We start from the raw sequence: 21082 nt of genomic DNA, 5'->3' as shown, positions 1-21082 counted from the left end.
ATGCTTAGAAGGATTTTTCTTGCACTGTGCCTGCTTGCAGGTTTGACAGGGCTGGCACAGGCACAAGGGTTCGACAATGCCCCATGGGACGCGCTGCTCAAAAAACACGTGCAAATACTGCGTGCTGGGCAGGCCACTGAGGTGGATTACGACGGGTTCAAGGTTGAACGCGCCTCACTCCAATCCTTTCTGGACAGCACGTCCAAAGTTACGCGGCCTGAGTTTGACCGCTGGAGCAACCCCGCGCAACTGGCGTTTTTGATAAACGCCTACAACGCCTGGACGGTAGAACTGGTGCTCACCGGCTACCCAGGCATCAAGTCCATCAAAGACCTGGGCTCGTTCATCCAGTCTCCCTGGAAAAAGCGGTTCATCCCCTTGTTGGGCGAAACCCGGTCGTTGGACGATATTGAACACGGCCTGATTCGCGGCTCGGGGCGCTACAACGACCCGCGCATCCATTTTGCGGTGAACTGTGCCAGCATTGGTTGCCCGGCACTGCGCGCTGAAGCCTATGTGACCGAGCGCTTGAACGCCCAGTTGGAGGATGCGACCCAGATGTTTTTATCTGACCGAACGCGCAACCGTGTCGAGTCCGACACGCTCAAGGTTTCAAGCATTTTCAAATGGTACCGGCCAGACTTTGAAAAAGCATGGCGTGGTGCCAATACATTGGGTCAGTTTTTGGCGCTGTACGGTGGACCATTGGGGCTGAATAGTGATTCGGCCAGCCACCTGTCAGCGGGCAAGCTTGGCATAGAGTTTCTGGACTATGACTGGCGACTGAACGTCATATCCAGCTCGACCAGGGGTGGCAAGCCGTGATGCTTTCCATCATTATTCCAGTGCTCAATGAAGCGTTGGTTCTTCCGGCGTTGTTGGAGCGGCTGCTGCCCTTGAGCCGCCATGGTTGTGAAGTGCTGTTTGTCGATGGCGGCAGTACGGACGAATCGGTCGCGATGATCGAGTGTGCTGGCTTTAAGGTCGTGAATTCTCAGCCAGGGCGTGCAAGGCAAATGAATGCCGGTGCGGCGTGCGCCAGCGGCCAGACCTTGCTATTTCTCCATGCCGATACCGAATTGCCATCCAGTGCTGTTGACTGTGTCAATCAGGCGCTCAGCAGAGGCTTGCACTGTTGGGGCAGATTTGATGTCTGCATCACCGGCCGTCACTGGATGCTGCGTATCGTGGGTCACATGATGAATCTACGCTCACGTTGGAGCGGCATTGCCACCGGCGATCAGGCCATGTTTGTGACTCGTGCAGCTTTTGATGCCCTGGGCGGCTTCCCGGACCAGCCCCTGATGGAAGACATTGAACTCTCCAAACGCTTGCGCAGTCTGTCTCGCCCGGCTTGTATAGGTCGCTGCGTGACCACCTCGGGGCGACGCTGGGAAACGCGTGGTGTTTGGCGCACGATTTTTCTGATGTGGCGTCTGCGCTGGGGCTACTGGCGTGGGGTGCCGGTTGGCCTATTAGCGGGTGCCTACAAATGAAAGCTGTGCGCATTGTTGTCTTTGTCAAAGCGCCGCTGGCTGGTTTTGCCAAGACCCGGCTGATTCCGGCCTTGGGGCAACAAGGCGCAGCCGATCTGGCGCAGCGTTTGCTTGAACATACCCTGGATGAAGCCTTGAAGTCACAGGTAGGGCCAGTGGAATTGTGTGTCACGCCATCAGCCTCCGACCCCGTCTGGCAGACCATGCCCCTACCCGAGGCTGTGCGCTTGACCGATCAGGGCGAAGGTGATTTGGGCGCGCGCATGGCGCGCGCGACAGAGCGTGTGATTGATGCGGGCGAATCTATCTTGCTGATCGGTACCGACTGCCCGCAACTCGATGCGGATCAGCTGCGACGAGCCGCCCTCGCCCTGCAACATGCGCAGGCCACCTTGGTTCCAGCCTTTGACGGCGGCTATGTGCTGCTGGGATTGACACGCTTTGATTCGTCAGTTTTTTCGGGAATCACTTGGAGCACTGAAAGCGTGATGATTGAAACAATGGCTCGATTGAATCGGCTCGGCTGGCGTGTGAAAACGCTTCCAACCCTCCACGATATTGATGAGCCGTCCGACCTGAAATACTTGCCCAAGCCCATGGCGTTAAGCTTGCGCGCTGCATGACTTCCATCCGCCTAACCATACTCACCCTGATCACGATGCTGTGTTTCGCTGGTAACTCGGTGTTTTGCCGACTTGCGCTGCGCCAGACATCCATTGATGCCGCCAGTTTTACCTCGGTGCGATTAGTCTCTGGTGCATTGGTGCTTGCATTATTGGTAGTTGGGCGGCAACGATTTTGGCGGGCTGGGGCAGCACGACCTGCCGGATTGGGCGGCAACTGGATTTCTGCTTCTGTGTTGTTTGTCTATGCCAGTGCTTTGTCGTTTTCATACGCAGACATGTCAACCGGTATAGGTGCCTTGCTGCTGTTTGGTGCGGTACAGGTCACGATGATTTTGACCGGACTGTGGCGTGGTGAACGGCTTAATGCCCAACAATCCGCAGGACTGGTCATGGCGTTCGCTGGGGTTGTCGCCATCCTGTCGCCCGGACTGGATGCACCACCTCTGGCCAGTGCGTTGATCATGCTGACTTCGGGCGTTGCCTGGGGTGTGTATTCGCTGCGCGGACGCGGTGTGGCAGACCCCACTGGGGATACGGCAGGTAACTTCTTGCGCGCAGTACCTATGTCGTTGCTGTTGAGTGTCCTGTTTCTGACGCACCAAGACCTCGATGGCCGGGGCGTGCTGTATGCGCTGCTGTCAGGTGCGATTACTTCGGGCCTGGGCTACGCCATCTGGTATGCCGTGTTGCCCAAACTCACGAGGACGCGCGCGGCAGCGGTTCAACTGAGCGTGCCGGTACTTGCTTCACTGGCCGGTGCTCTGTTCGTGGGTGAACCCATCACCCTGGGTCTGATGCTGACGTCAACGGCGGTACTGGGCGGTATTGCCTTGGTGGTTTACGGCAAACGCACCCCGGTTTAGTTTTGGGTAGGCGAACCACGTTTCAATGAAAATGGCCTGAACAACTGGCTGCCAGTGGCCATCCGCGTGTGGCAGGCGCCGCGGCACGATGTGCGTCGCCCGATCAAACATGGTTGTGCTGCCAATCACTGATTTCGATCACCCGACCCCCTTGCGGCACATCGGCCGGGTCATGGGTGACCAGTAATGTGGGAATGTCTTGACGTTCAATTTGCTCGAACACAAAGGCGCGAAACTGGGTGCGCAACACGGCGTCCAACTTGGAAAACGGCTCGTCCAACAACAGCGCCAAAGGTTCTGCCAGCAGCGTGCGCATCAAGCTGACCCGCGCCCGCTGACCACCGGAAAGCGTGGCCGGGTCTCGGTCATGAAAACCAACCAGACAAATGTTTGACAGCGTTTGCTCCACGCGCTGGCGGCGTACCTTGGTATCCCTGATCGTGGCCGGCAGTGCAAAAGCCAGGTTTTGCCCCACACTCAGGTGAGGAAACAGCAAATCATCCTGAAATAAAAGACCGATGTGGCGCGCCTCGATGGGCAAGGTGTCGCAGCGCACATTGTTCAGCCATAACTCACCGACGGCAGAAAAATTGGGATCCAGATCACCAATCATCCAGTTCAAGAGCGTCGATTTGCCAGAGCCGGACACCCCGGTGAGGGTCACAACCTCCCCTTGGTCGACTACCAGTGATAGGGCCGAAAAAAGAGACTTCTCTGCGTGTGAGATCGTCAGGTTTTTGATGTTCAGCATGTCAACGCAATCCTTTTCGATGTCGCCCAAGCCAATAGGCAGCGAACGCAGCCAGCCCGAAGGCAGCTATGGGCAAAGCGATTTGCAGCAGTGCCTGCACCGCCAGCACGCGCCGGTTGCCGCCCGCACTCAGTGCCACCGCTTCGGTAGTGACGGTGACGAAGCGGCCACCGCCAGCAAACAAAGTCGGCAGGTATTGGGCCACGCTCACCGCAAACCCGACGGCCAGAGTTGCCAGAATGGGGCGCAGCAGTATCGGCCACTTCACGTGCAGGCAAGCACGCCACGGTGAGTAGCCCAGAGCCCGGGCACTGGTCATCAGACGGAGATCAAACGCCCGATACGGCCCGATGAGTGTGAGCACCATGTAGGGCAACACCCACAGCAGGTGGCTCCAAACCAAAGCGACAGCAGTACCGTCCAGGTGCAGATGCAGCAAAGTGGCATATTGCCCGGCTACCAATGGCAAGGCGGGCACGATCAGTGGCAGGTACAGCAACGCGTTCAGCCGCTTGGGCCCCCACTCCAGCCAAACCAGCACCGCGGGCAAACACAGCAAACTCGCTGCTATGGCCAACCACAAAGTCGTCCAAAACGGTGCCCAGTCTGCCTGATGCCAACTCTCAAGTGAAAGGGCATCGGGCAGCAGCGCCGGAAAAAACCATTCCTGCGCCACCGACCAAAGCAGCAACACGGCCACCACCGCATAACCGACGAGAAAAAGAGGCGTGTGCAGCTTGAGCCAACGCCGACTTGCGGTTGGCTTGCGCTGCCCAGCCGGATAAGGCTGATGCCGTTTCATTAGCCACAAAAGACCGCGCGCAGCTAAAACGCAAGTAAGCAGCACGATCAGAAGAATCATGGAGGCCGCGCTGCCGCGTGCCTGCAACGCGGGGTCAGTGTCGGTCAGCCAGCGCCAGATCAAAACGGCCAAAGTTGGCGGCGTGCCTGGCCCCAGAATGATGGCCATGTCCACCACCGACAGACCGTAAGCAAACACCGCCATCACCGGCCACATCAAGCGCGGCAACAACTGCGGCCACAGAATTAGCCGCCAGGATTGCGTGCGGCTGTAACCTAACGAGCGCGCCATCACCATCTGACGCGAGACGACCTGCTCACCCAGCACTGCTGCGAGCACCCACAGCAAAAACCAGCTCTCTTTGATCGCCAGTGCCAGTGCCAGACTCAGGCCATAGGGGTCTTGAACCGTGACCCATTCCGGCGGGCTGCTCCATTGAGAAAAATGGGCGATGGCCCTTGCCAGCCAACCGGAGGGCGCTATTAAAAAAAACAAGCCGACGGCAAATGCAGCGTGTGGCACCGACAACAGCAACGGCAAGCGTCGCTGCAGGGCCCCCCACAACCGACCGGGGTAGTGCAGCGTGGCCAGCAAGGCTGCCACGCCGCAGGCCAGCAACGTGCCCAGCACACTGGAGATCAGGGTTGATCTCAGGGCCTGCGGCCACTGGGCATCTAGCCACAGGGCCTGCCAAACCGTAGCATCCAAAGCCGGACTTAATGCCCAATAAAGTCCCGGCAGCAAAGGTCCAAAGATTAGCAAGACCGGCAAAGCAGCCAGCCATTGCCTGGGCAGCCCAGGGCGGTTTTGGGGGACCAGTGGCAGAGTTTGCTCTATCGCGAGCCGTAACGCTTGAGCCACTCGGCCTCCAAGGCTTCCACCCAACTGGCGTGCGGTTCAGGCAAGGTTGGCACAGTCTCGGACAATGCACCTGGTACTGTTTTGCGAATCAGGGCTTGTGAAGCGGTCGGCAGTTTGCTGATGTCCAGCACCGTGCCATCGCCCCACACGGTGATGTCTGCCTTGCGGGTCTGTGCCTCGGCAGAGAGCAGGAAGTTGGCAAATACCTGGGCCCCTGCCTTGGCGCGCGCATTGACGGGTATGGCGACAAAATGAACGTTGCCGATGGTGCCGCCCGTGAATCCAAAACTATAGGCGCTGGTGGGAAGTTGTTTGCTGGCAATCAGGTTGGCCGCTTCGTTGGGGTTGAAAGTGATCGACATTTTGAGCTCACCATCGCCCAGCATGCGGTGCATCTCGGCGGCGCTGGCTGGAAAAGTCTTGCCGTTGCGCCAAAGGCTGGGGTGTAACTGGTCCAGATAGGCCCACAGCGGCTGCGTTGCGGTGGCAAACGCTGCTGGAGTAACGGGCTGCTGCAATACCGCTTTGTTAGGTGTCAACTCCAGCAGCATCTGTTTAACGAAGGTCGTCCCATGAAAGTCAGGCGGTTTGGGATAACTGACACGACCCGAATTGGCCTTGGCAAAGGTCAGCAAATCGGCGGCAGAACGTGGCGGTGCGGGTGTTTTGGCGCTGTCCGAAATAAAGGTGAGTTGTGCTGTGCCCCAGGGCGACTCATAACCCTCGGTGGGGACCGAGAAGTCCGTGCGCACGGGTTTGTTCAAATCCACCAGACCCCAGTTGGGCAAGCTTTGCGCCCAGGGGCCGAACAGCAAACCGCCGTTTTTAAGGTTACGGAAGTTTTCGCCATTGACCCACATTAAGTCGATGGAGCCGTCGCTGGTGCGCCCGGCCGACATCTCAGTCTGCACCCGTTTCACTACCTCAACGGTGTCGGTGATCTTGACGTGCCGCACGTCGATGCCATAACGAGTCTTGGCCTCTTTGGCAGCCCAGGCAATGTAGGCGTTGGTTGCTTCGCTGCCACCCCATGCATTGAAATACACCGTCTGACCTTTGGCCTCGGTTTGAATCTGCGACCAGTCGGCGTTGGCCCAGCTGGATACGCCCAGGGTGAGTGCTATGGCAGCGAGAGTTGAAAGCTTCATGCAGGAAAACTCCATTCGAGGTTGATTTTGCTGTTTAGTCGCAGCAAACCGTCAAAACCTTACACCTTCGGTTTTCGTATCAGCTTGAATGGGCAAACAAACGATCCAACTCGCTGAACTCGGACAGTACTTGATTGACGGTGGAAATACTCAGATAGTCATCCACACGCGCGCGAACATGCTGAATCAATAAGGCGTCGCTATTCGCCTGTGACCAATCTTCGCCACCCGCGCCGCTTGCGTGTTTCGGTTTCACAGACTCGGTCAGCCATTTTGCGCACCAGGTGACTGACCAGAGCCACATCAATTCTCGCAAGGGGACTAACGCAGCAAGGTAAGGCTCGGCGATGCCCCCCGCTGCAGACATCCAAACTTCATAAGCGCGCGCTACTTGTGCCATGGAAAGCGAGAACGATGCATCGACATCCCAGGTGGTCGACGTGTAAAGCGTCGCGTGCGCCAAGTCAAGCGGTGGGTAGCTGTAGCGCAGCTTCTCCAAGTCGACCAGCACCGCCTTGCCAGTCGGAGTGATGAGGAAGTTGCCAGGATGAGCATCAAAAGTGATGAGTCGAGGCGCTAGGCCATCGCAAATTTGAGGAGCTGTGACAGTTAAATCGTTCAGTCGCTTGGTGATCGTACGGCGCGAAGATTCAGAAATCAAGGGATGATCAAGGTAAACGGACTGTGCAAGTACCAGTCTCAACATGCCGTCAAGCGGATCGCTTTCGCTCAGAAGAGGTGCGCGTTCCCTGGCTGTCGGTACCGGCAAGACATGAATCGATGCCAAGGCCTGCATGATGGTTGCCACATGGTCCGGGCCGATTGCGGGCGACCCGGTGATTTCCTCAACCAGCAGCGCACCCCAAGGCAAATCGTCTGATGGCGGAATGACACGGTCGAGTCTTGGCACATGACCACAGGCCGCTGCGCGCTGAAAACAAGCTGCTTCATAAGCCAGATTGTCCAGTGAACCCAGCCCCATTTGGCTTTGTTTCGGGATTCTTGCCAGCAACCCTGTGCCCTCCAGTCGAACATGCCAATGCGCCAGACCCTTGTCAGCCAATTGGCGAAGATCAAAATCACATTGAAGCGTACACCCAAGATGAAGTCGTAGATTTGAGAACACCTGTGCAATCAGCATGAGATTCTGCTGAAGGATTTAATCATGATGGAGAAATTCATCCATTGAGAAACCTTTCTAGGGGGCATCGGTGCCACGATGGAATCACCTGCGTTCGCGGCAATGTTACATAGTCGTTTATTAAACGAGAAGTCTTACACCCAGCTTGAAGTTTGCGAAATTCGATGCCCCTAACCCGACACTGACAACAGACTCCTTTGGTCGAGTCCGGGTACTCCAGTTGGCGAAATCAACGCCACATTGCCGACTTTTCGGTGTACGCCGGACCGACTGGATTGGAGCAAACCGACCGATAAGTCTCATAACTGAACCTCGCTCTCGTCTTGGATCGGCAGTTCGAAATCTTTCAGACGAAAACCGCAGGAACTGGCAGGTAGCTGCGTGGCTATACGTCACGAAGATGTCACATAGGCTGGTTAATCTCACTGCAAATCAACATGTATAGATAACCACATGAGTCTTTACGCAGTCAGCCGGGATAACGGCGAATCGCTTTATGTGCAGATTGCACGTCAACTTGAACAGGAAGTCGCCACTGCCTATGGCCCAGGAGATTGCCTGCCCGCAGAGGGTTTGCTTGCGGTGCGATTCGGCGTCAATCGCCACACACTGCGCCGCGCGATTGATGAATTGGTCGAAGCTGGCCTGCTGGAGCGCCGCCACGGACGTGGCGTGTTTGTGTTGGACAGCCAGATCGACTACCAGATTGGCACCGGCACACGTTTCACAGAAAACCTTGCAGCCCTTGGGTTGCAATCGGAAAACCGCATTCTGTGCCTGCAAACACTGGCAGCCACCGAGCGTGTCGCACAACGCCTGGCGCTCAACATAGGTGAGCGGGTGTTCTGGATCGAAACTCTTCGCACCGCGTCTGATCGGCAACTGTGTGTGATTTCCCATTTCATCCCCGCTGACCGATTTCCCGATCTGGATACGCGCTACAGCGGTGAGTCACTGCACCAATTCCTGGCGGCCAACTATGGCTGCAAGATAAAACGAACCGAAAGCCTGGTGACCGCAGTGCTCCCGCAGGGAGATGACGCGAAGTTGCTGGGCATGCCGCAGAACCGACCGGTGCTGCGCGTAAAGAGTGTGAATGTAGACGAGCGGGATGGAACCCCAATCGAATACGCCATTACCCGGTTTCGCGCAGACCGGATCCAACTGCGAATTAACCCTTGACCTAGCCGTCTGACAACCCCGTTTTTCTACCCTACAGGAGCCTTTTAAATGTACCCGAAACAATTTGCCCGTCGCGCCCTTTTGGCACTTAGTCTGAGCGCCGTCACGTTTGCATCGCTTAGTGTGAATGCACAATCCCAACACGACGGTAGTGCTGTTAAGCCACTGCGCGTTGTGCTGGTGCCCGCTGATGGCGGCACCGAAGATGGAACCAAAAAAGATTTTGAGCCGATTTTCTCGGCCATTGGCAAGTCCACCGGTCTGGTGTTTGACATCAAAGTCGGCCAAAGCTATGCCACCGTGGTTGAAGCCATGTGCAGCGGCGCGGCTGACATTGCGTGGTTCGGCCCTGCCAGTTACTTGCAGGCCAAGGGTCGCGGTTGCGCCGAATTGCTGGCGCTGGCTGTGCGCCATGGCGAGTCGGTGTATTACTCGGGCATCTTCGCCCGCAACGATGCCGGTATCAACAGCATCAACGACCTGAAAGGCAAGAAAATTGCACTGGGTGATGTCAATTCCACCTCCAGCTTCAATGTGCCGGTGGCCATGATGTTGGCAGCTGGTGTCAGCCCGGCACGCGATGCGGGCAGCGTCAACATGGCCGGTAGCCATGCCAACGTGCTCAAGGCTTTGGCTGAGGGTCTGGTGGATGCGGGCGGTGCTTCGTTTGACTCGTTTGAGAAAGCCGTCAACGCCAAGGCCATTGACCCAAGCAAGGTCAAAGTCGTGGTCAAGAGTGCGCCTATTCCCTATCCGCCGATTGCCGTTCACCCCAAAGTGTCTGATGCCATCAAGGCCAAGCTGCGCGACGCCTTTAACAACGTGGACAAATTGCCTGGCATCACCAAAGACCAGATTCGTGGCTACGGTGGCGGCAAGGTTGACGGCTACACAGCCAAAGTCAGTGAAGCTGACATGGCCAATGCAGGCAAGATGTTCGACCTGGTGACCGACCAGGTCAAGACCGACATCATGAAAAAAGCCAGCGCACGTTAATCCCGGTTTTCACAACTTGAGTGTGCGGGGCAGGTGCCTCGCACACCACTTAAAAGGAGGAACGGTCATGATCCGCTTCAACTCGCTTTCCAAAGTCTGGCCGGATGGTACGCAGGCGGTGTCCAATGTCTCGCTGGAGATCCCGCGCGGTCAGTTTTGCGTCATTCTTGGACCTTCGGGTGCCGGTAAATCTACACTTTTGCGTGCCGTCAACGGCCTGATGAAGCCAACCCAGGGCAGTGTCAGCATCGACGGCGTGCAACTGACCACAAGCAGCGAGCGGGCTTTGCGCCAGCGCGTGGCCATGATTCACCAGCACTTCAATTTGACCAATCGCATGAGCGTGGCCGGCAATGTGCTGGCGGGTCTGTTGCCGGTGGTCTCCACTGCGCGCGCCCTGCTGGGCTGGTTTCGCACAGAGCATCGGGCCAAAGCCTGCCAATTGCTGCAGGGCGTGGGCCTGTCCCCTGCGCATCTGCAACGCCGGGCGGGTGACTTGTCGGGCGGCCAACAACAGCGTGTGGGCATTGCGCGCGCTTTCATGCTCGACCCCGAAGTGGTACTGGCGGATGAACCCGTGGCCAGTCTTGACCCGAAAATTTCTCGCGATATCCTGACCTTGGTTCGCGATGCGGCCCGTGAGCGCGGCACAACCGTGCTGTGCAGCCTGCACCAGATTGACCTGGCGCGCGAGTTTGGCGACCGTATCGTTGGCATGCGCGATGGTCAGGTGGTGTTTGACGGTACGCCGGCCGAATTTACCGACGAGCGCGTGCGCGCCCTCTACCACGGTGCGCAATGGGAGGACAAGCCAGCGCAAGTTACCGAAATTGCCGACACCTTGCACACGCACCCTGCCATGGAGCCAGCGCTGGCCTAGGAATACCGCATGAACATCAACATAAAACCGATACCCGTGCCCGCGGCGGGCACCGCCTTGCATTGGCAACTGGACGCACCCTACACCGCGCGCCACGTGCTGATCACCCTGACTCTTTTGGCTGTCATTCTTTTCACCGGCCACCGCACCGAAATGGACAAGATGGCGGTCATGAGCGCCCAGGCTGTGGGCAATCTGGTGGGCGTGGTGGATGACTCCCAAGTGGTGCGTGGCCTGTCTCGCGTGGGTCAATCCATGTGGCCACCGGTCATGGGTGAAAAAGAAGAGATTGCCCGCCTGCCCAATCTGGACAAAAATAATTTGCCCTGGTTTTCCTACATTGAGGTGCAAGAGCGCACCGAGCAGCGGCTGAACCCGCAAACGCTGCAAATGGAAAAAGAGACCGAACGGCTTGAGTACCTCGTCCAGCCCGTCGGCTACCTGTGGACGGTGTTCATCAAGATGATCGAAACTTTTGAGATTGCCATCTGGGGCACCTTGCTGTCAATCGTTGTGTCAGCCCCGCTGGCCTACTATGCGGCGCGCAACTACAGCCCTAACGGCACCACATACACCCTGGCACGCGGCACCATTAGCCTGTTGCGTTCGGCCCCCGAGCTGATCGTGGCGCTGTTTCTGGTGTTGGCCTACGGCTTTGGCCCAATCGCCGGGGTGTTGGCCCTGGGCCTGCATGCTGCAGGTTTTCTGGGCAAGTTTTACGCCGAGGACATTGAAAACGCCGACAAGAAACCGCAAGAGGCGCTGGAAGCCATTGGCGCGGGCAAGCTAAAGACGCTGTGGTACGGCGTGATCCCCCAGGTCATGCCGCAATACATTGCGTACTCCATGTACATCCTGGACCGCAACCTGCGCATGGCTACTGTGATTGGTCTCGTGGGTGCCGGCGGGATCGGACAGGAACTCAAAGGCCGTTTCGACATGTTCCAGTACGGGCATGTCGCCACCATTTTGCTGGCCATCTTCATTGCGGTGTTCTTGCTGGACCAGTTTTCGGCCCGGCTGCGTGCCAAGCTGATCTGACGGAGTCGCAGAACGATGTCAACTCGATTTTCGAAATTATCTTATCTAGATATCTGTATCAATCTATTGAAGCAAGGATTCCGCACATGATGCCTTCTATATCCCCAACGGGTGTGGTGCATGGGCGCGCCCAATGGCCGCGTCTGCTGTTGGCCTGCCCGGCCGACTCGGTTCGCAGTCTGGCACGCAAGCTGTGCGAACAGCACGCGGTGCAAGACATCCAGCTGCCCCAATCGGGCCTGGCACTGCTCAAGCTGCGTGACAGCGCCCAGGGCGATGCTTATTACCCCGGTGAAGTGCCGCTGGCGATAGCCCACGTGCGCGTTACCACGTCAGAGGGCAAGTCTTGCGAAGGCGCGGCGCAATTACTGGATGACCGCGCCAGTCTGGCACGCGCCATTGCCGTGATGGATGCGGTGCTGGCAGCCCAGTTGCCCGGCCATGAAGAAGCCCAAGCCTTGATCGCAACCGGACAAATCCGCCTGGCCGAACAAACCGCACAGCGCCGCGCCCTGCTGGCCAGCACGCGGGTCGATTTTTCGCTGCTGGGCACATCCGAAGAGGAGACCGAAGATGAGTGAAGTTCAAAACCAGGACCTGAAGGCCTGGGGCGCCCCCCACCAGCAAACCGTGTTTCGCCAGTTAATGCGCGCCTTCAGCTTTCCCGGTCGTCTTGAAACCCTGTCTGATGGTGAAGCCTTGACGCAAACGCTGGCCACACTGGTAGACCGCGAGGCCACGCTGGCCGACCCGCAAAACCTGCTCGACACTTTGACGCTCAAACGCCTTCAAGCCCGCATGACGGCACCCGAGCTTGCGCAATTCATTGTGGCCGACGGTAGCGTGCCACCACGCTTTGAACCCTGCCTGGGGACGCTGGAGTCTCCAGAGGGTGGCGCAACGATTTTGCTGTGGGTCACTGCTTTGGGCGAAGGTGCGCCATGGCAGCTCACTGGCCCAGGCATTGCCACCACACAAGCGCTTGCCATCACTGGCCTTGATCCGGCCTGGCTGGAACACCGGCAAGTCTGGAACGAAGGTTTTCCGTTGGGTGTGGACCTGATCCTGATCGATGCCAACCATGTCGTCGCCCTGCCCAGAACCACAGTGGCCACCCATGCCACACCGATGACCAAACAAGGAGAAACACCATGGGCTATGTAGCCATCAAGGGGGGTGGGCGGGCCATCGAAGGCTCGCACGCCGCCGCAGAAGCCCTGCGCACCGCAGAGGGGGATACAGGAACGCCTTTAACTTTATCGACCATTGAGCACCAGTTGCGCCTGTTGACCTCGCGTGTGGTGTCCGAAGGCGGGCTTTACCACCCACGCCTGGCAGCACTGGCCATTAAACAAATGCAAGGCGACACACTGGAAGCGGCCTTTGCCTTGCGGGCCTACCGATCGACCAAGCCGCGACTGCTGGAGATGCCGGTGCAAGACACCTCCAACATGCGTCTGATCCGGCGCATCTCGTCGGCCTTCAAGGACATTCCTGGCGGCCAGATGCTGGGAGCCACTTACGACTACGCCCTGCGCCTGATGCGCATGGACCTGGCCGATGAGTCGCCGCAGACGTTTCGTGACGTGGCCAGGCGCTTCAGACAAGCGCAGCCCGAGACAGACCTGCCCGATACCTTCCCCAAAGTGCTCGATGCCCTGCGCGCCGATGGATTGTTGCCACCACTCGCAACACGCTCTGCGGATGCCTTTGACATCACGAGGGAGCCGCTGGTGTTCCCGGTGCCGCGCTCAGCCGCACTCGCCACGATGGCGCGGGCTGAAACTGGCTCGCTGCTGGCTATTGCCTACTCCAATATGCGCGGCTATGGCGATGTGCATCCCACCATTGCCGAATTGCGCGTGGGCTACCTGCCGGTGCTGCTGCCACACCCGGTAACAGGTGAATTGATTGAGGCGGGCGAGGTCTTGATGACCGAGTGCGAAGTGGTCGCCATGTACGAAGGGGGCGACAACGACGGGCCACCGGTCTTCACGCTGGGCTACGGGGCCTGCTTTGGCCAGAACGAAGTCAAGGCCATCGCCATGGCCATTCTCGACCGCGCGCTGCAAAAAGGCATGCGCGATGGCCCCTCCAACCCGTCAGAAGACCCGGAGTTTGTGCTGCTGCACGTGGATGGTGTCGATTCGATGGGTTTTGCCAGCCACTACAAGATGCCGCACTACGTGACCTTCCAGTCCGACATGGACCGCCTGCGCACCACACAAAGCAAGGCGAGCCAAACCGCAACTGCTTCCAAACAAGGAGTCAAGGCATGAACCCCGGTTACGAACTCCCGCTTGACGAAGCGGCCTACAGCTTTGGTTTTCTCGATGAATACGCCAAGCGCGAGGTGCGCCGCTGCATTCTCAAGGCCATCAGCATCCCCGGTTACCAAACCCCTTACGCCTCGCGCGAGATGCCGATGGGGCGCGGCTTTGGCACTGGTGGCCTGCAGGTGACCTTGTCCCTGATTGGTCAAAACGATGTTTTGAAAGTGATTGACCAGGGCTCCGACGACTCGGTCAACGCCGTTAGCCTGCGCCAGTTTGTGGAGCTCACCTGCCCCGGCATTGACACCACCGAGTCCACGGTGGAAGCCACGCTGATTCAGTCGCGCCACCGCATTCCGGAGATAGCGTTGACTGAAGATCAGGTGCTGGTGCTGCAAGTGCCGTACCCGGACCCATTGGTCTTGGTCGAGCCCTCGGAGGCGCGGCGCAAGGTGATGCATGGCGAGGGTGATTACTCGCGCCTGTTGACCAAGCTGTACGAAGACCTTGTGTATTTCGATGAGATCACCATCTCGCACCGTTACCCCACACGCATCAACGGCCACTATGTGATCGACCCCAGCCCGATCCCGCGCTACGACGTGCCGCAATTGCATCAGTCCAAGGCGCTGGTGCTGCTGGGGGCCGGGCGTGAAAAGAAAATCTACGCCGTACCGCCATACACCCGCGCCGAACCCTTGGTTTTTGACGATGTGCCGTTTCGCACCGAAGACTTCACCAACGCGCAGGGTCAGCGCCACACCTGTATGCGCTGTGGTGCGGTGGATTCTTTCCTGGACGAAATCATTCCAGCCGATGGTCAAGACGGCGCGCAAAAATTCTGGCAGTGCTCGGATTCTGACTACTGCAACCAGCAGTTGGCCCAGCACAAGCTGCTGCCGGGGGAAAACGCATGAAAAAAATTCTTGAAGTCCGTGGCCTGTCAAAAATCTATGGCCGGGGTTGCCCGCAATGTTTTGACTCTACCGGCCCCGAGGCTGACACCAATATCTGTCCCCACTGCGGCTCGGTGGTGGCAGCGCATAACGTGAGCCTGGACCTGCACGAAGGTGAGATTCTCGGCATCATGGGCGAGTCGGGCAGTGGCAAGTCCACGGTGGTCAAAAACCTGTTTTTTGACGAAGCGCCCACAGCAGGCGAAGCCATCTTTTTCGACAATGCGCAAGGCGCGCAGCAGTGGGACATGTTCGCACTCAACGCTGCCCGCCAGCGCTGGCTGCGCAATCACCGCTTTGGCATGGTGTACCAAAACCCGCACCTGGGGCTGAACTTCAACGTCTCGGCAGGCGGCAACATCGCTGAGCGGCTGCTCATGAGTGACATCAGCCACTACGGCGACATCCGCGAGCGGGCGCGCCAGTTGCTGGCGCGCACCGAGGTGCTGATTGACCGCATGGACGAGTCGCCCAAGAAATTCTCGGGTGGCATGCAGCAGCGCGTGCAAATTGCCAAGGCCCTGGCGACACGGCCACCCCTGTTGTACCTTGACGAAGTCACCACCGGGCTGGACTTGTCGGTGCAGGCTCGCATCCTGGACTTGATTCTGGAAATTCAGCAGGAACTGCGCACCGCCATGATCGTCGTCACCCATGACCTGGGCGTGATCCGGCTGCTGGCGGGGCGCACCTTGGTCATGAAATACGGGCGCGTGATCGAGTCTGGCCTGACGGATCAGATTCTGGAAGACCCGCAGCATGCCTACACCCAGCGGCTGGTCGCCTCAGCCTTGTAAGGAACTTTATGACGCAACCTATTCTTGAAATCGACGGCCTGAGTAAACACTTTCAGTTGCATGAGCAAAACAAGCTGATTCCCTCTTGCGCCAACGTACACCTGCAAGTTCACACCGGGCAGCTGACCGCGCTGATTGGCCCCACCGGCGCGGGCAAGTCGTCGGTGCTGAAGTGCGTCTACCGCACCTACCTGCCCTCAAGCGGGCGCATGGTTTACCGTGACGGCGAAGGCCACAGCACGGATCTGGCCCAGGCCTCGGAGCACCGCATGCTGGAGCTGCGCCAGCGCGACATCGGCTTTGTCACCCAGTTCTTGCACTGCCTGCCACGGCGCAGCGCGCTGGACGTGGTGTGTGAGCCGCTGGTGGCGCAAGGTGTAGAGCGGGAAGTGGCCCGCGCGCGCGCCAGTGAACTGCTTGGCCTGCTCAATGTGCCCGAGCGCCTGTGGGGGGTGCCACCTGCCACCTTTTCGGGCGGCGAAAAGCAACGCGTCAACTTGGCGCGGGGTCTGATTGCGCGCCCGCGTTTGCTGCTGCTGGACGAACCCACAGCCAGCCTCGATCCGACGACGACCGAGCGCGTCATCGAACTGATTAACAGCATCAAGGCCGAAGGCGTGGCCATGTTGGCCATTTTTCACCACCCCGAACTGGTACAGCGGCTGGCAGACCGCGTGGTGGAACTCACACCGCCGGTGGCTGTATCTGACATTCTGGAGACCTGTGCATCATGAGCCGTTTACTTTTGACCCACGCCCGCGTTGTGTTCGCCCAAGAGGTGCGTGACGACGTGGCCATTCTGATCGACAACGGAGTTATTACGGCGATTGATCCTGAGGCGGTAGGCAACACCCGCACCCTTGACCTCTGCGGACACCTATTGATCCCTGGCATGATTGACCTGCACTGTGATGCCCTTGAAAAGGAAGTTGAACCCCGCCCAGGCGTTCACTTTCCTTTGGACTTTGCCTGCGCCCAAGCCGACAAGCGCAACGCCATGGCGGGCATCACCACGGTGTTTCACGCCTTGTCGTTTGCGAATCATGAGCTGGGTGTGCGCAACAACGGTTTTGCCGCCGAAATTGCGCGTGCAGTTCACGCTTGGCAGGCGCACGCACTGGTGGACAACCGGGTTCATGTGCGCTACGAGGTCACGGATGAAACCGCGCCTGCGGTGTTGTCAGAGCTGCTGCAGCACGGCCATGCGCACTTGCTGTCTTTCATGGACCACAGCCCGGGGCAAGGCCAGTTTCAGGATGTGGCTGCTTACCGCGCTTACCTGGCCCGCACTTACAAAACGTCTGATGCCGAGTTCGACGTCTTGCTAGCGGGTAAACAAGCTGCGGCCGTGGGTGCCATGGCGCGTATGTCCGCTCTTGCAGCAGTCGCGCGTGAGCGGGACGTGTCCATTGCCAGCCACGATGACGACAGTGTTGAGAAGGTCGATGCACTGGCCAGTCTGGGCGCAGTGATCTCGGAGTTTCCAACCAATCTGGCGGCTGCCCAGGCAGCGCGAGCCCGTGGGATGGCCACCCTCTTTGGTGCGCCCAATATCCTGCGCGGCAAGTCACAGTCTGGCAATATGCGCGCGCTGGACGCGGTGCATGAAGGCGTGGTCGATTGCCTGTGCGGCGACTACTCCGCTGCGGCGCTGCTGCCGTCGGTGCTGAAGTTGCCCGAACTGGGTGGCATTGGCCTGGCAGATGCCGTTCGCCTGGTCACCTGCAACCCGGCACGTGCGGCCGGGCTCACTGACAGGGGTGAGATCGCCGTTGGCAAACGGGCCGATCTGGTGGCGGTCAAGCATCTGGGTGGCCTGCCCCAGGCTGACCGGGTCTGGGTGGCCGGTGTGGCCGCGCTGTCGGCGCACTTTGACCATGCGTAAAGGAGCAGCCATGAATGCACGTCTGATCTATGTGGTGGGTGCATCGGGCAGTGGCAAGGACAGCCTGATGAGCTATGCGAGGAACTGCCTGGCCAACGAGAGCCAGGTGGTGTTTGCCCATCGCTACATCACCCGGGCTGCTGATGCGGGTGGTGAAAACCACGTGGCGTTGACGCAAGTTGAATTCGATTCGCGCCTGCGAGCGGGGTTGATGGCCATGCATTGGGAGAGCCACGGTCACGCCTATGGCCTTGGGATTGAAGTCAACCAATGGCTGGCCAAGGGCATCACGGTGGTGGTGAATGGGTCGCGGGAATATCTGACTACGGCAGCGCAGCGCTATCCCGAGTTGATGCCGGTGTGGGTTGAGGTGTCGCAAGAGGTGCTGCGGACTCGGTTGCTCACACGGGGTCGTGAATCTGCAGAAGAGATCGAGAAGCGCCTGGCACGCTCGCCTAAAGGGCCATCTTTGGGTCGCCGTGGCGAGCTTATCCGCAACGATGGTGAACTGCGAGTGGCCGGTGACACGTTGGTGGACTTGATTCGCCGCTGCGACAGCGTGCCCCCTGTGTTGCAAAGCGATCGTCAAAAAATGGGTGGCAACGGGGCTGTTCCATGCGCATTAACTTTTTAGGCACGGGCGCTGCGGGCGGCGTGCCGTTGTTTGGGTGCACCTGCGTCGCCTGTGAGCGTGCGCGCTTGGATCCGGTGTTTGTACGCCGTCCATGCTCGGCGCTGATTGAATCAGGCAACACACGTATCTTGCTCGATGCAGGTCTGACTGACCTGCATGAGCGATTCAAACCCGGTGAGCTCGATGCGATTGTGTTGACGCACTTTCATCCCGATCATGTGCAGGGTCTGTTTCACCTGCGCTGGGGTGTGGGTACGCGTATTCCTGTCTATGGGCCACCCGACTCGGAGGGCTGCGCCGACTTGTACAAACACCCAGGCGTGCTGGAGTTTCATGCCCTAACCAAGTTCGAGCCGGTCAGCATTGGGGCTTTGACACTAACACCCGTGCCCCTGATTCACTCCAAAGTGACGTTTGGTTACGCCATCGAATCTTCAAGCGGCATCCGCTTTGCCTACCTGACTGACACGCTGGGCTTGCCGCCCCGCACCGAAACGTTTTTGACCGACTGGCATCCACACGGCTTGGCACTCGACTGCAGCTTTCCGCCGCAGAGTGAAGCAAAAAATCACAACGACTGGACCACTGCGTTGGCGGTGATCGACAAAGTCAATCCCGAGCGCGCCTGGCTCACGCACATCAGCCATACGCTGGATGCCTGGCTACTTGGCACAGGCGAGTCATCCTCTCGCGCTGCCATCGCAATGGATGGTGATCGGATTGACTTTCAGGCAAGTTCCAATAGCCCGCAACCATGATGATCAGCGGCGCTGCGCTTGCCGTGGCAGCATCAGTCGTCATGCATGTCGCCTGGAATTTGATTGCCCGGCACCAGGCGCGGGATGCCTATCCGCTGTGGTGGGTTCTGCTGGCCCATCTGGTGTTGTTGGGGCCGTGGGGTGCTTATTCACTTTTCACCGAAGTGCAGTGGACGCCCACTCTGGGCAAATGGGTACTGATTTCTGCGACTGCCAATGTGGTGTATTTCGTGGGTTTGCGTCGCGCCTACGAGCATGCGCCCGTGGCCTTCGTTTACCCACTTGTGCGCAGCTCCCCGATCCTTATTGCGTTGTGGAGCACGCTGTTCCTGGGCGAAACGTTAGGCGTTTTTGCCTGGACAGGACTCCTCGTGAGCGTCCTTGGACTGGTCGTGCTGGCGCGCGTCGGTGGCAATGCACACGACATCAGGGCCCTGCCATGGGCCTTGCTGGCGATGTTCGCAACCAGCATTTACTCTCTGACGGATAGGGCGGCCACCGCCCACATCCCGGGCTTTGGCGGGCTGGTCGGATTCATCACGATCGGCTACTTTGCATCGTGGCTGGCGCTGACGATCGATCTTCGTCGCACCACAGGGTCATGGCGACCCAAAGCCCGGATTGGCCTGCCCGTAGCCGTCGTCGGTGGACTGTGCGTTGGCTTAGCCTATGCGCTGGTTATTCACGCCATGCGTTCGATGCCTGCCGCCATCGTTGTCGCGTTTACAAACGCCGGGATTGTTCTAGCGAGCGGTGCCTCCATCTTTGTTTTCAAGGAAAGGGCGGCTTGGAAAGCAAGGGCATCCGCCGCCTTCATCATTTGCGCAGGTTTGCTGATGCTTTCATTCAGAAACTGATGCAGGTTACGTGTTGAGGCGGTCCAATGCCGCATGTAGTGGCTCAGTCTAATTTGAGACCAATTGTTTTGAGCAAAATTTGATCGTTGGTCACTCTTGAACTTGTTTACCCAAAAGTCTTGACACTGCCAAAGCAGTTACCGGTGAATTCCCGTAAATGGTCGAGTCCGGGCACTGAAATCGTCGGCACATTGCCAACTTTTCGGCGCACGCCCGATTGACTGCGTTGGAGCAACCCGACCAATAAGTTATGTAACAGCATCTCGCTCTCGTCTTGGACCGGCAGTTCGATATCTTTCGGACGGCACAGCAGGTCTTGGCAGTCATAAGCGACTTGGTTAACCGGGTACCGAAAGTCTTCGAATTGTGGGACGTTTCCCATGGAAGCGGAAAGTCGTCCAGGCATTGCATTTGCGCCTTCGCGGTATGGGTAAAGCCAGTCCAGCGGGGGTTTGCCACCTTTCCCCCAAAGTTTTGATGCTGAACTGGCCTTCCTGAAAGGAATGCCGTCCCATGCAAAAAAATTCCGCTTTCATTTTGCTGCTAGCCCACGGTGTCGCCGCAATGGCGCAAACCGTCGGCGGCAACGTCTTTTGCGCTGGCACGGCGTATGACCCATCACCCGCTTCAGTGTCAATCAGTGGCACCGTTGCCGCATCCGATGTGGGCCTGCCCGGTGCCATTTGGGTGGGTATTGAAGACCCAGGGGTGCCCGGTTACCCCGCTGCATTTTTGACACCCAGTGGCTGGGTGGCCTGGACGACCGGCGGCTTCCCCACTTACGTTGAAACACCGGCACTGGGGTCAACTTTTGCGTACTCCGCGTGCATGCCCACTTCACCTGCCGGGGGTGGCTGTGCCTCAACCAGCACCGATTTTGTTGGTTGGAAAGTCTATGCGGGCTATGGCGTCTTGACGCCTGAGCATCAAACCTTGATTGGAAAACGGCGTGTATCGCTCGACCTGGCCAAGCCCTGGCTGCAACAAAAGGGCAAGTGGCGTGCTGCCTATGAAGATGACATGGCCTTTCGCAATGCGCTGATTCAAAAGTCAGCCAATGAGGGCCGCTGGGGACCAGCACTCACCATCCCACTGATCGACTGCACCCCGCCTGATTCCGGTGGTCAATGAGTTT

Annotated in this window: 23 protein-coding genes; 19 read left to right on the top strand and 4 right to left on the bottom strand. The window is 58.5% G+C overall.

The window, feature by feature from the left end; genetic code table 11:
- The 4 genes from Q7U49_RS06640 to Q7U49_RS06625 are packed head-to-tail and all read left to right on the top strand — an operon-like array spanning position 1 to position 2985.
- Positions 1-825 carry a DUF547 domain-containing protein gene (locus Q7U49_RS06640; RefSeq protein WP_304763333.1) on the top strand — a complete coding sequence of 275 codons (825 nt, stop codon included), beginning with the start codon at positions 1-3 and terminating at the stop codon, positions 823-825.
- Positions 825-1496 (top strand): TIGR04283 family arsenosugar biosynthesis glycosyltransferase, encoded by a 672-nt coding sequence (locus tag Q7U49_RS06635; RefSeq protein ID WP_304763332.1) that lies wholly within the window; start codon positions 825-827, stop codon positions 1494-1496. The genes Q7U49_RS06640 and Q7U49_RS06635 overlap by 1 nt, the downstream gene beginning before the upstream one ends.
- A complete protein-coding gene (locus tag Q7U49_RS06630; RefSeq protein ID WP_304763330.1) occupies positions 1493-2119 on the top strand; it encodes a TIGR04282 family arsenosugar biosynthesis glycosyltransferase in 627 nt (208 codons plus the stop codon). The genes Q7U49_RS06635 and Q7U49_RS06630 overlap by 4 nt, the downstream gene beginning before the upstream one ends.
- On the top strand, positions 2116-2985 hold the full coding sequence (locus tag Q7U49_RS06625; protein ID WP_304763329.1) for a DMT family transporter: 870 nt from the start codon (positions 2116-2118) through the stop codon (positions 2983-2985). The genes Q7U49_RS06630 and Q7U49_RS06625 overlap by 4 nt, the downstream gene beginning before the upstream one ends.
- A gap of 103 nt (positions 2986-3088) precedes the next feature.
- On the opposite strand, the gene Q7U49_RS06620 is transcribed toward Q7U49_RS06625, so the two are convergent.
- From Q7U49_RS06620 to Q7U49_RS06605, 4 genes are all read right to left on the bottom strand, one after another.
- The gene (locus tag Q7U49_RS06620) at positions 3089-3736 is read right to left on the bottom strand and encodes an ATP-binding cassette domain-containing protein (RefSeq protein WP_304763327.1); all 648 of its coding nucleotides are present in this window, start codon (positions 3734-3736) and stop codon (positions 3089-3091) included.
- A gap of 1 nt (position 3737) precedes the next feature.
- A complete protein-coding gene (locus Q7U49_RS06615; RefSeq protein ID WP_304763325.1) occupies positions 3738-5246 on the bottom strand; it encodes an ABC transporter permease in 1509 nt (502 codons plus the stop codon).
- Positions 5247-5371: 125 nt separating this feature from the next.
- On the bottom strand, positions 5372-6547 hold the full coding sequence (locus Q7U49_RS06610) for an ABC transporter substrate-binding protein (protein WP_304763323.1): 1176 nt from the start codon (positions 6545-6547) through the stop codon (positions 5372-5374).
- Positions 6548-6626: 79 nt separating this feature from the next.
- On the bottom strand, positions 6627-7688 hold the full coding sequence (locus Q7U49_RS06605; RefSeq protein WP_304763322.1) for a phosphotransferase: 1062 nt from the start codon (positions 7686-7688) through the stop codon (positions 6627-6629).
- Between the two features lie 453 nt (positions 7689-8141).
- Between Q7U49_RS06605 and phnF the strand changes: the two genes are divergently transcribed.
- The 15 genes from phnF (at position 8142) to Q7U49_RS06530 (ending at position 21078) form a co-directional block, all read left to right on the top strand.
- Entirely contained in the window at positions 8142-8870 is a 729-nt protein-coding gene (phnF, locus tag Q7U49_RS06600; protein ID WP_304763321.1) for a phosphonate metabolism transcriptional regulator PhnF, read from the top strand.
- Between the two features lie 48 nt (positions 8871-8918).
- Positions 8919-9866, top strand: a complete 948-nt coding sequence (locus tag Q7U49_RS06595) for a phosphate/phosphite/phosphonate ABC transporter substrate-binding protein (RefSeq protein WP_304763319.1) — start codon at positions 8919-8921, stop codon at positions 9864-9866.
- A 67-nt stretch (positions 9867-9933) separates the two neighbouring features.
- Positions 9934-10746 (top strand): phosphonate ABC transporter ATP-binding protein, encoded by an 813-nt coding sequence (gene phnC / locus Q7U49_RS06590; protein ID WP_304763317.1) that lies wholly within the window; start codon positions 9934-9936, stop codon positions 10744-10746.
- 9 nt (positions 10747-10755) lie between these two features.
- The gene (gene phnE, locus Q7U49_RS06585; RefSeq protein ID WP_304763316.1) at positions 10756-11787 is read left to right on the top strand and encodes a phosphonate ABC transporter, permease protein PhnE; all 1032 of its coding nucleotides are present in this window, start codon (positions 10756-10758) and stop codon (positions 11785-11787) included.
- Positions 11788-11873: 86 nt separating this feature from the next.
- On the top strand, positions 11874-12368 hold the full coding sequence (phnG, locus tag Q7U49_RS06580; RefSeq protein WP_304763315.1) for a phosphonate C-P lyase system protein PhnG: 495 nt from the start codon (positions 11874-11876) through the stop codon (positions 12366-12368).
- Positions 12361-12951 (top strand): phosphonate C-P lyase system protein PhnH, encoded by a 591-nt coding sequence (phnH, locus tag Q7U49_RS06575; RefSeq protein WP_304763314.1) that lies wholly within the window; start codon positions 12361-12363, stop codon positions 12949-12951. The genes phnG and phnH overlap by 8 nt, the downstream gene beginning before the upstream one ends.
- A complete protein-coding gene (locus tag Q7U49_RS06570; RefSeq protein ID WP_304763313.1) occupies positions 12939-14066 on the top strand; it encodes a carbon-phosphorus lyase complex subunit PhnI in 1128 nt (375 codons plus the stop codon). The genes phnH and Q7U49_RS06570 overlap by 13 nt, the downstream gene beginning before the upstream one ends.
- On the top strand, positions 14063-14977 hold the full coding sequence (locus tag Q7U49_RS06565) for an alpha-D-ribose 1-methylphosphonate 5-phosphate C-P-lyase PhnJ (protein WP_304763312.1): 915 nt from the start codon (positions 14063-14065) through the stop codon (positions 14975-14977). The genes Q7U49_RS06570 and Q7U49_RS06565 overlap by 4 nt, the downstream gene beginning before the upstream one ends.
- Complete coding sequence (locus Q7U49_RS06560; RefSeq protein WP_304763310.1) at positions 14974-15813, top strand: ATP-binding cassette domain-containing protein; 840 nt, start codon at positions 14974-14976, stop codon at positions 15811-15813. The genes Q7U49_RS06565 and Q7U49_RS06560 overlap by 4 nt, the downstream gene beginning before the upstream one ends.
- Positions 15814-15821: 8 nt before the next feature.
- Positions 15822-16547: a phosphonate C-P lyase system protein PhnL gene (gene phnL / locus Q7U49_RS06555; RefSeq protein ID WP_304763308.1), complete on the top strand. Its 726-nt coding sequence runs from the start codon at positions 15822-15824 to the stop codon at positions 16545-16547.
- On the top strand, positions 16544-17698 hold the full coding sequence (locus Q7U49_RS06550; RefSeq protein ID WP_304763307.1) for an alpha-D-ribose 1-methylphosphonate 5-triphosphate diphosphatase: 1155 nt from the start codon (positions 16544-16546) through the stop codon (positions 17696-17698). Before phnL ends, Q7U49_RS06550 begins: the two co-directional genes overlap by 4 nt.
- A 10-nt stretch (positions 17699-17708) precedes the next feature.
- Positions 17709-18332, top strand: a complete 624-nt coding sequence (gene phnN, locus Q7U49_RS06545) for a phosphonate metabolism protein/1,5-bisphosphokinase (PRPP-forming) PhnN (protein WP_304763305.1) — start codon at positions 17709-17711, stop codon at positions 18330-18332.
- On the top strand, positions 18314-19090 hold the full coding sequence (gene phnP, locus Q7U49_RS06540; RefSeq protein WP_304763303.1) for a phosphonate metabolism protein PhnP: 777 nt from the start codon (positions 18314-18316) through the stop codon (positions 19088-19090). The genes phnN and phnP overlap by 19 nt, the downstream gene beginning before the upstream one ends.
- Positions 19087-19947 carry an EamA family transporter gene (locus Q7U49_RS06535; protein WP_304763301.1) on the top strand — a complete coding sequence of 287 codons (861 nt, stop codon included), beginning with the start codon at positions 19087-19089 and terminating at the stop codon, positions 19945-19947. The genes phnP and Q7U49_RS06535 overlap by 4 nt, the downstream gene beginning before the upstream one ends.
- A 513-nt stretch (positions 19948-20460) precedes the next feature.
- Positions 20461-21078 carry a hypothetical protein gene (locus Q7U49_RS06530; protein ID WP_304763300.1) on the top strand — a complete coding sequence of 206 codons (618 nt, stop codon included), beginning with the start codon at positions 20461-20463 and terminating at the stop codon, positions 21076-21078.
- The last annotated feature ends 4 nt before the right edge of the window (positions 21079-21082 follow it).

The sequence above is a fragment of the Rhodoferax sp. genome (genome assembly GCF_030653815.1).
Lineage (GTDB): Bacteria > Pseudomonadota > Gammaproteobacteria > Burkholderiales > Burkholderiaceae_C > Rhodoferax.
This window is presented reverse-complemented; position numbering and strand designations above follow the sequence as displayed.

Coding starts and splice junctions, on each gene's coding strand:
- phnL (WP_304763308.1), top strand. CDS start 15,822: ATGACGCAACCTATTCTTGAAATCGACGGCCTGAGTAAACACTTTCAG.
- phnF (WP_304763321.1), top strand. CDS start 8,142: ATGAGTCTTTACGCAGTCAGCCGGGATAACGGCGAATCGCTTTATGTG.
- Q7U49_RS06530 (WP_304763300.1), top strand. CDS start 20,461: ATGCAAAAAAATTCCGCTTTCATTTTGCTGCTAGCCCACGGTGTCGCC.
- phnH (WP_304763314.1), top strand. CDS start 12,361: ATGAGTGAAGTTCAAAACCAGGACCTGAAGGCCTGGGGCGCCCCCCAC.
- Q7U49_RS06550 (WP_304763307.1), top strand. CDS start 16,544: ATGAGCCGTTTACTTTTGACCCACGCCCGCGTTGTGTTCGCCCAAGAG.
- phnG (WP_304763315.1), top strand. CDS start 11,874: ATGATGCCTTCTATATCCCCAACGGGTGTGGTGCATGGGCGCGCCCAA.
- Q7U49_RS06595 (WP_304763319.1), top strand. CDS start 8,919: ATGTACCCGAAACAATTTGCCCGTCGCGCCCTTTTGGCACTTAGTCTG.
- phnE (WP_304763316.1), top strand. CDS start 10,756: ATGAACATCAACATAAAACCGATACCCGTGCCCGCGGCGGGCACCGCC.
- phnP (WP_304763303.1), top strand. CDS start 18,314: ATGCGCATTAACTTTTTAGGCACGGGCGCTGCGGGCGGCGTGCCGTTG.
- Q7U49_RS06635 (WP_304763332.1), top strand. CDS start 825: ATGCTTTCCATCATTATTCCAGTGCTCAATGAAGCGTTGGTTCTTCCG.
- Q7U49_RS06560 (WP_304763310.1), top strand. CDS start 14,974: ATGAAAAAAATTCTTGAAGTCCGTGGCCTGTCAAAAATCTATGGCCGG.
- Q7U49_RS06625 (WP_304763329.1), top strand. CDS start 2,116: ATGACTTCCATCCGCCTAACCATACTCACCCTGATCACGATGCTGTGT.
- Q7U49_RS06565 (WP_304763312.1), top strand. CDS start 14,063: ATGAACCCCGGTTACGAACTCCCGCTTGACGAAGCGGCCTACAGCTTT.
- phnN (WP_304763305.1), top strand. CDS start 17,709: ATGAATGCACGTCTGATCTATGTGGTGGGTGCATCGGGCAGTGGCAAG.
- Q7U49_RS06605 (WP_304763322.1), bottom strand. CDS start 7,688: ATGCTGATTGCACAGGTGTTCTCAAATCTACGACTTCATCTTGGGTGT.
- Q7U49_RS06610 (WP_304763323.1), bottom strand. CDS start 6,547: ATGAAGCTTTCAACTCTCGCTGCCATAGCACTCACCCTGGGCGTATCC.
- Q7U49_RS06535 (WP_304763301.1), top strand. CDS start 19,087: ATGATGATCAGCGGCGCTGCGCTTGCCGTGGCAGCATCAGTCGTCATG.
- phnC (WP_304763317.1), top strand. CDS start 9,934: ATGATCCGCTTCAACTCGCTTTCCAAAGTCTGGCCGGATGGTACGCAG.
- Q7U49_RS06570 (WP_304763313.1), top strand. CDS start 12,939: ATGGGCTATGTAGCCATCAAGGGGGGTGGGCGGGCCATCGAAGGCTCG.
- Q7U49_RS06620 (WP_304763327.1), bottom strand. CDS start 3,736: ATGCTGAACATCAAAAACCTGACGATCTCACACGCAGAGAAGTCTCTT.
- Q7U49_RS06630 (WP_304763330.1), top strand. CDS start 1,493: ATGAAAGCTGTGCGCATTGTTGTCTTTGTCAAAGCGCCGCTGGCTGGT.
- Q7U49_RS06640 (WP_304763333.1), top strand. CDS start 1: ATGCTTAGAAGGATTTTTCTTGCACTGTGCCTGCTTGCAGGTTTGACA.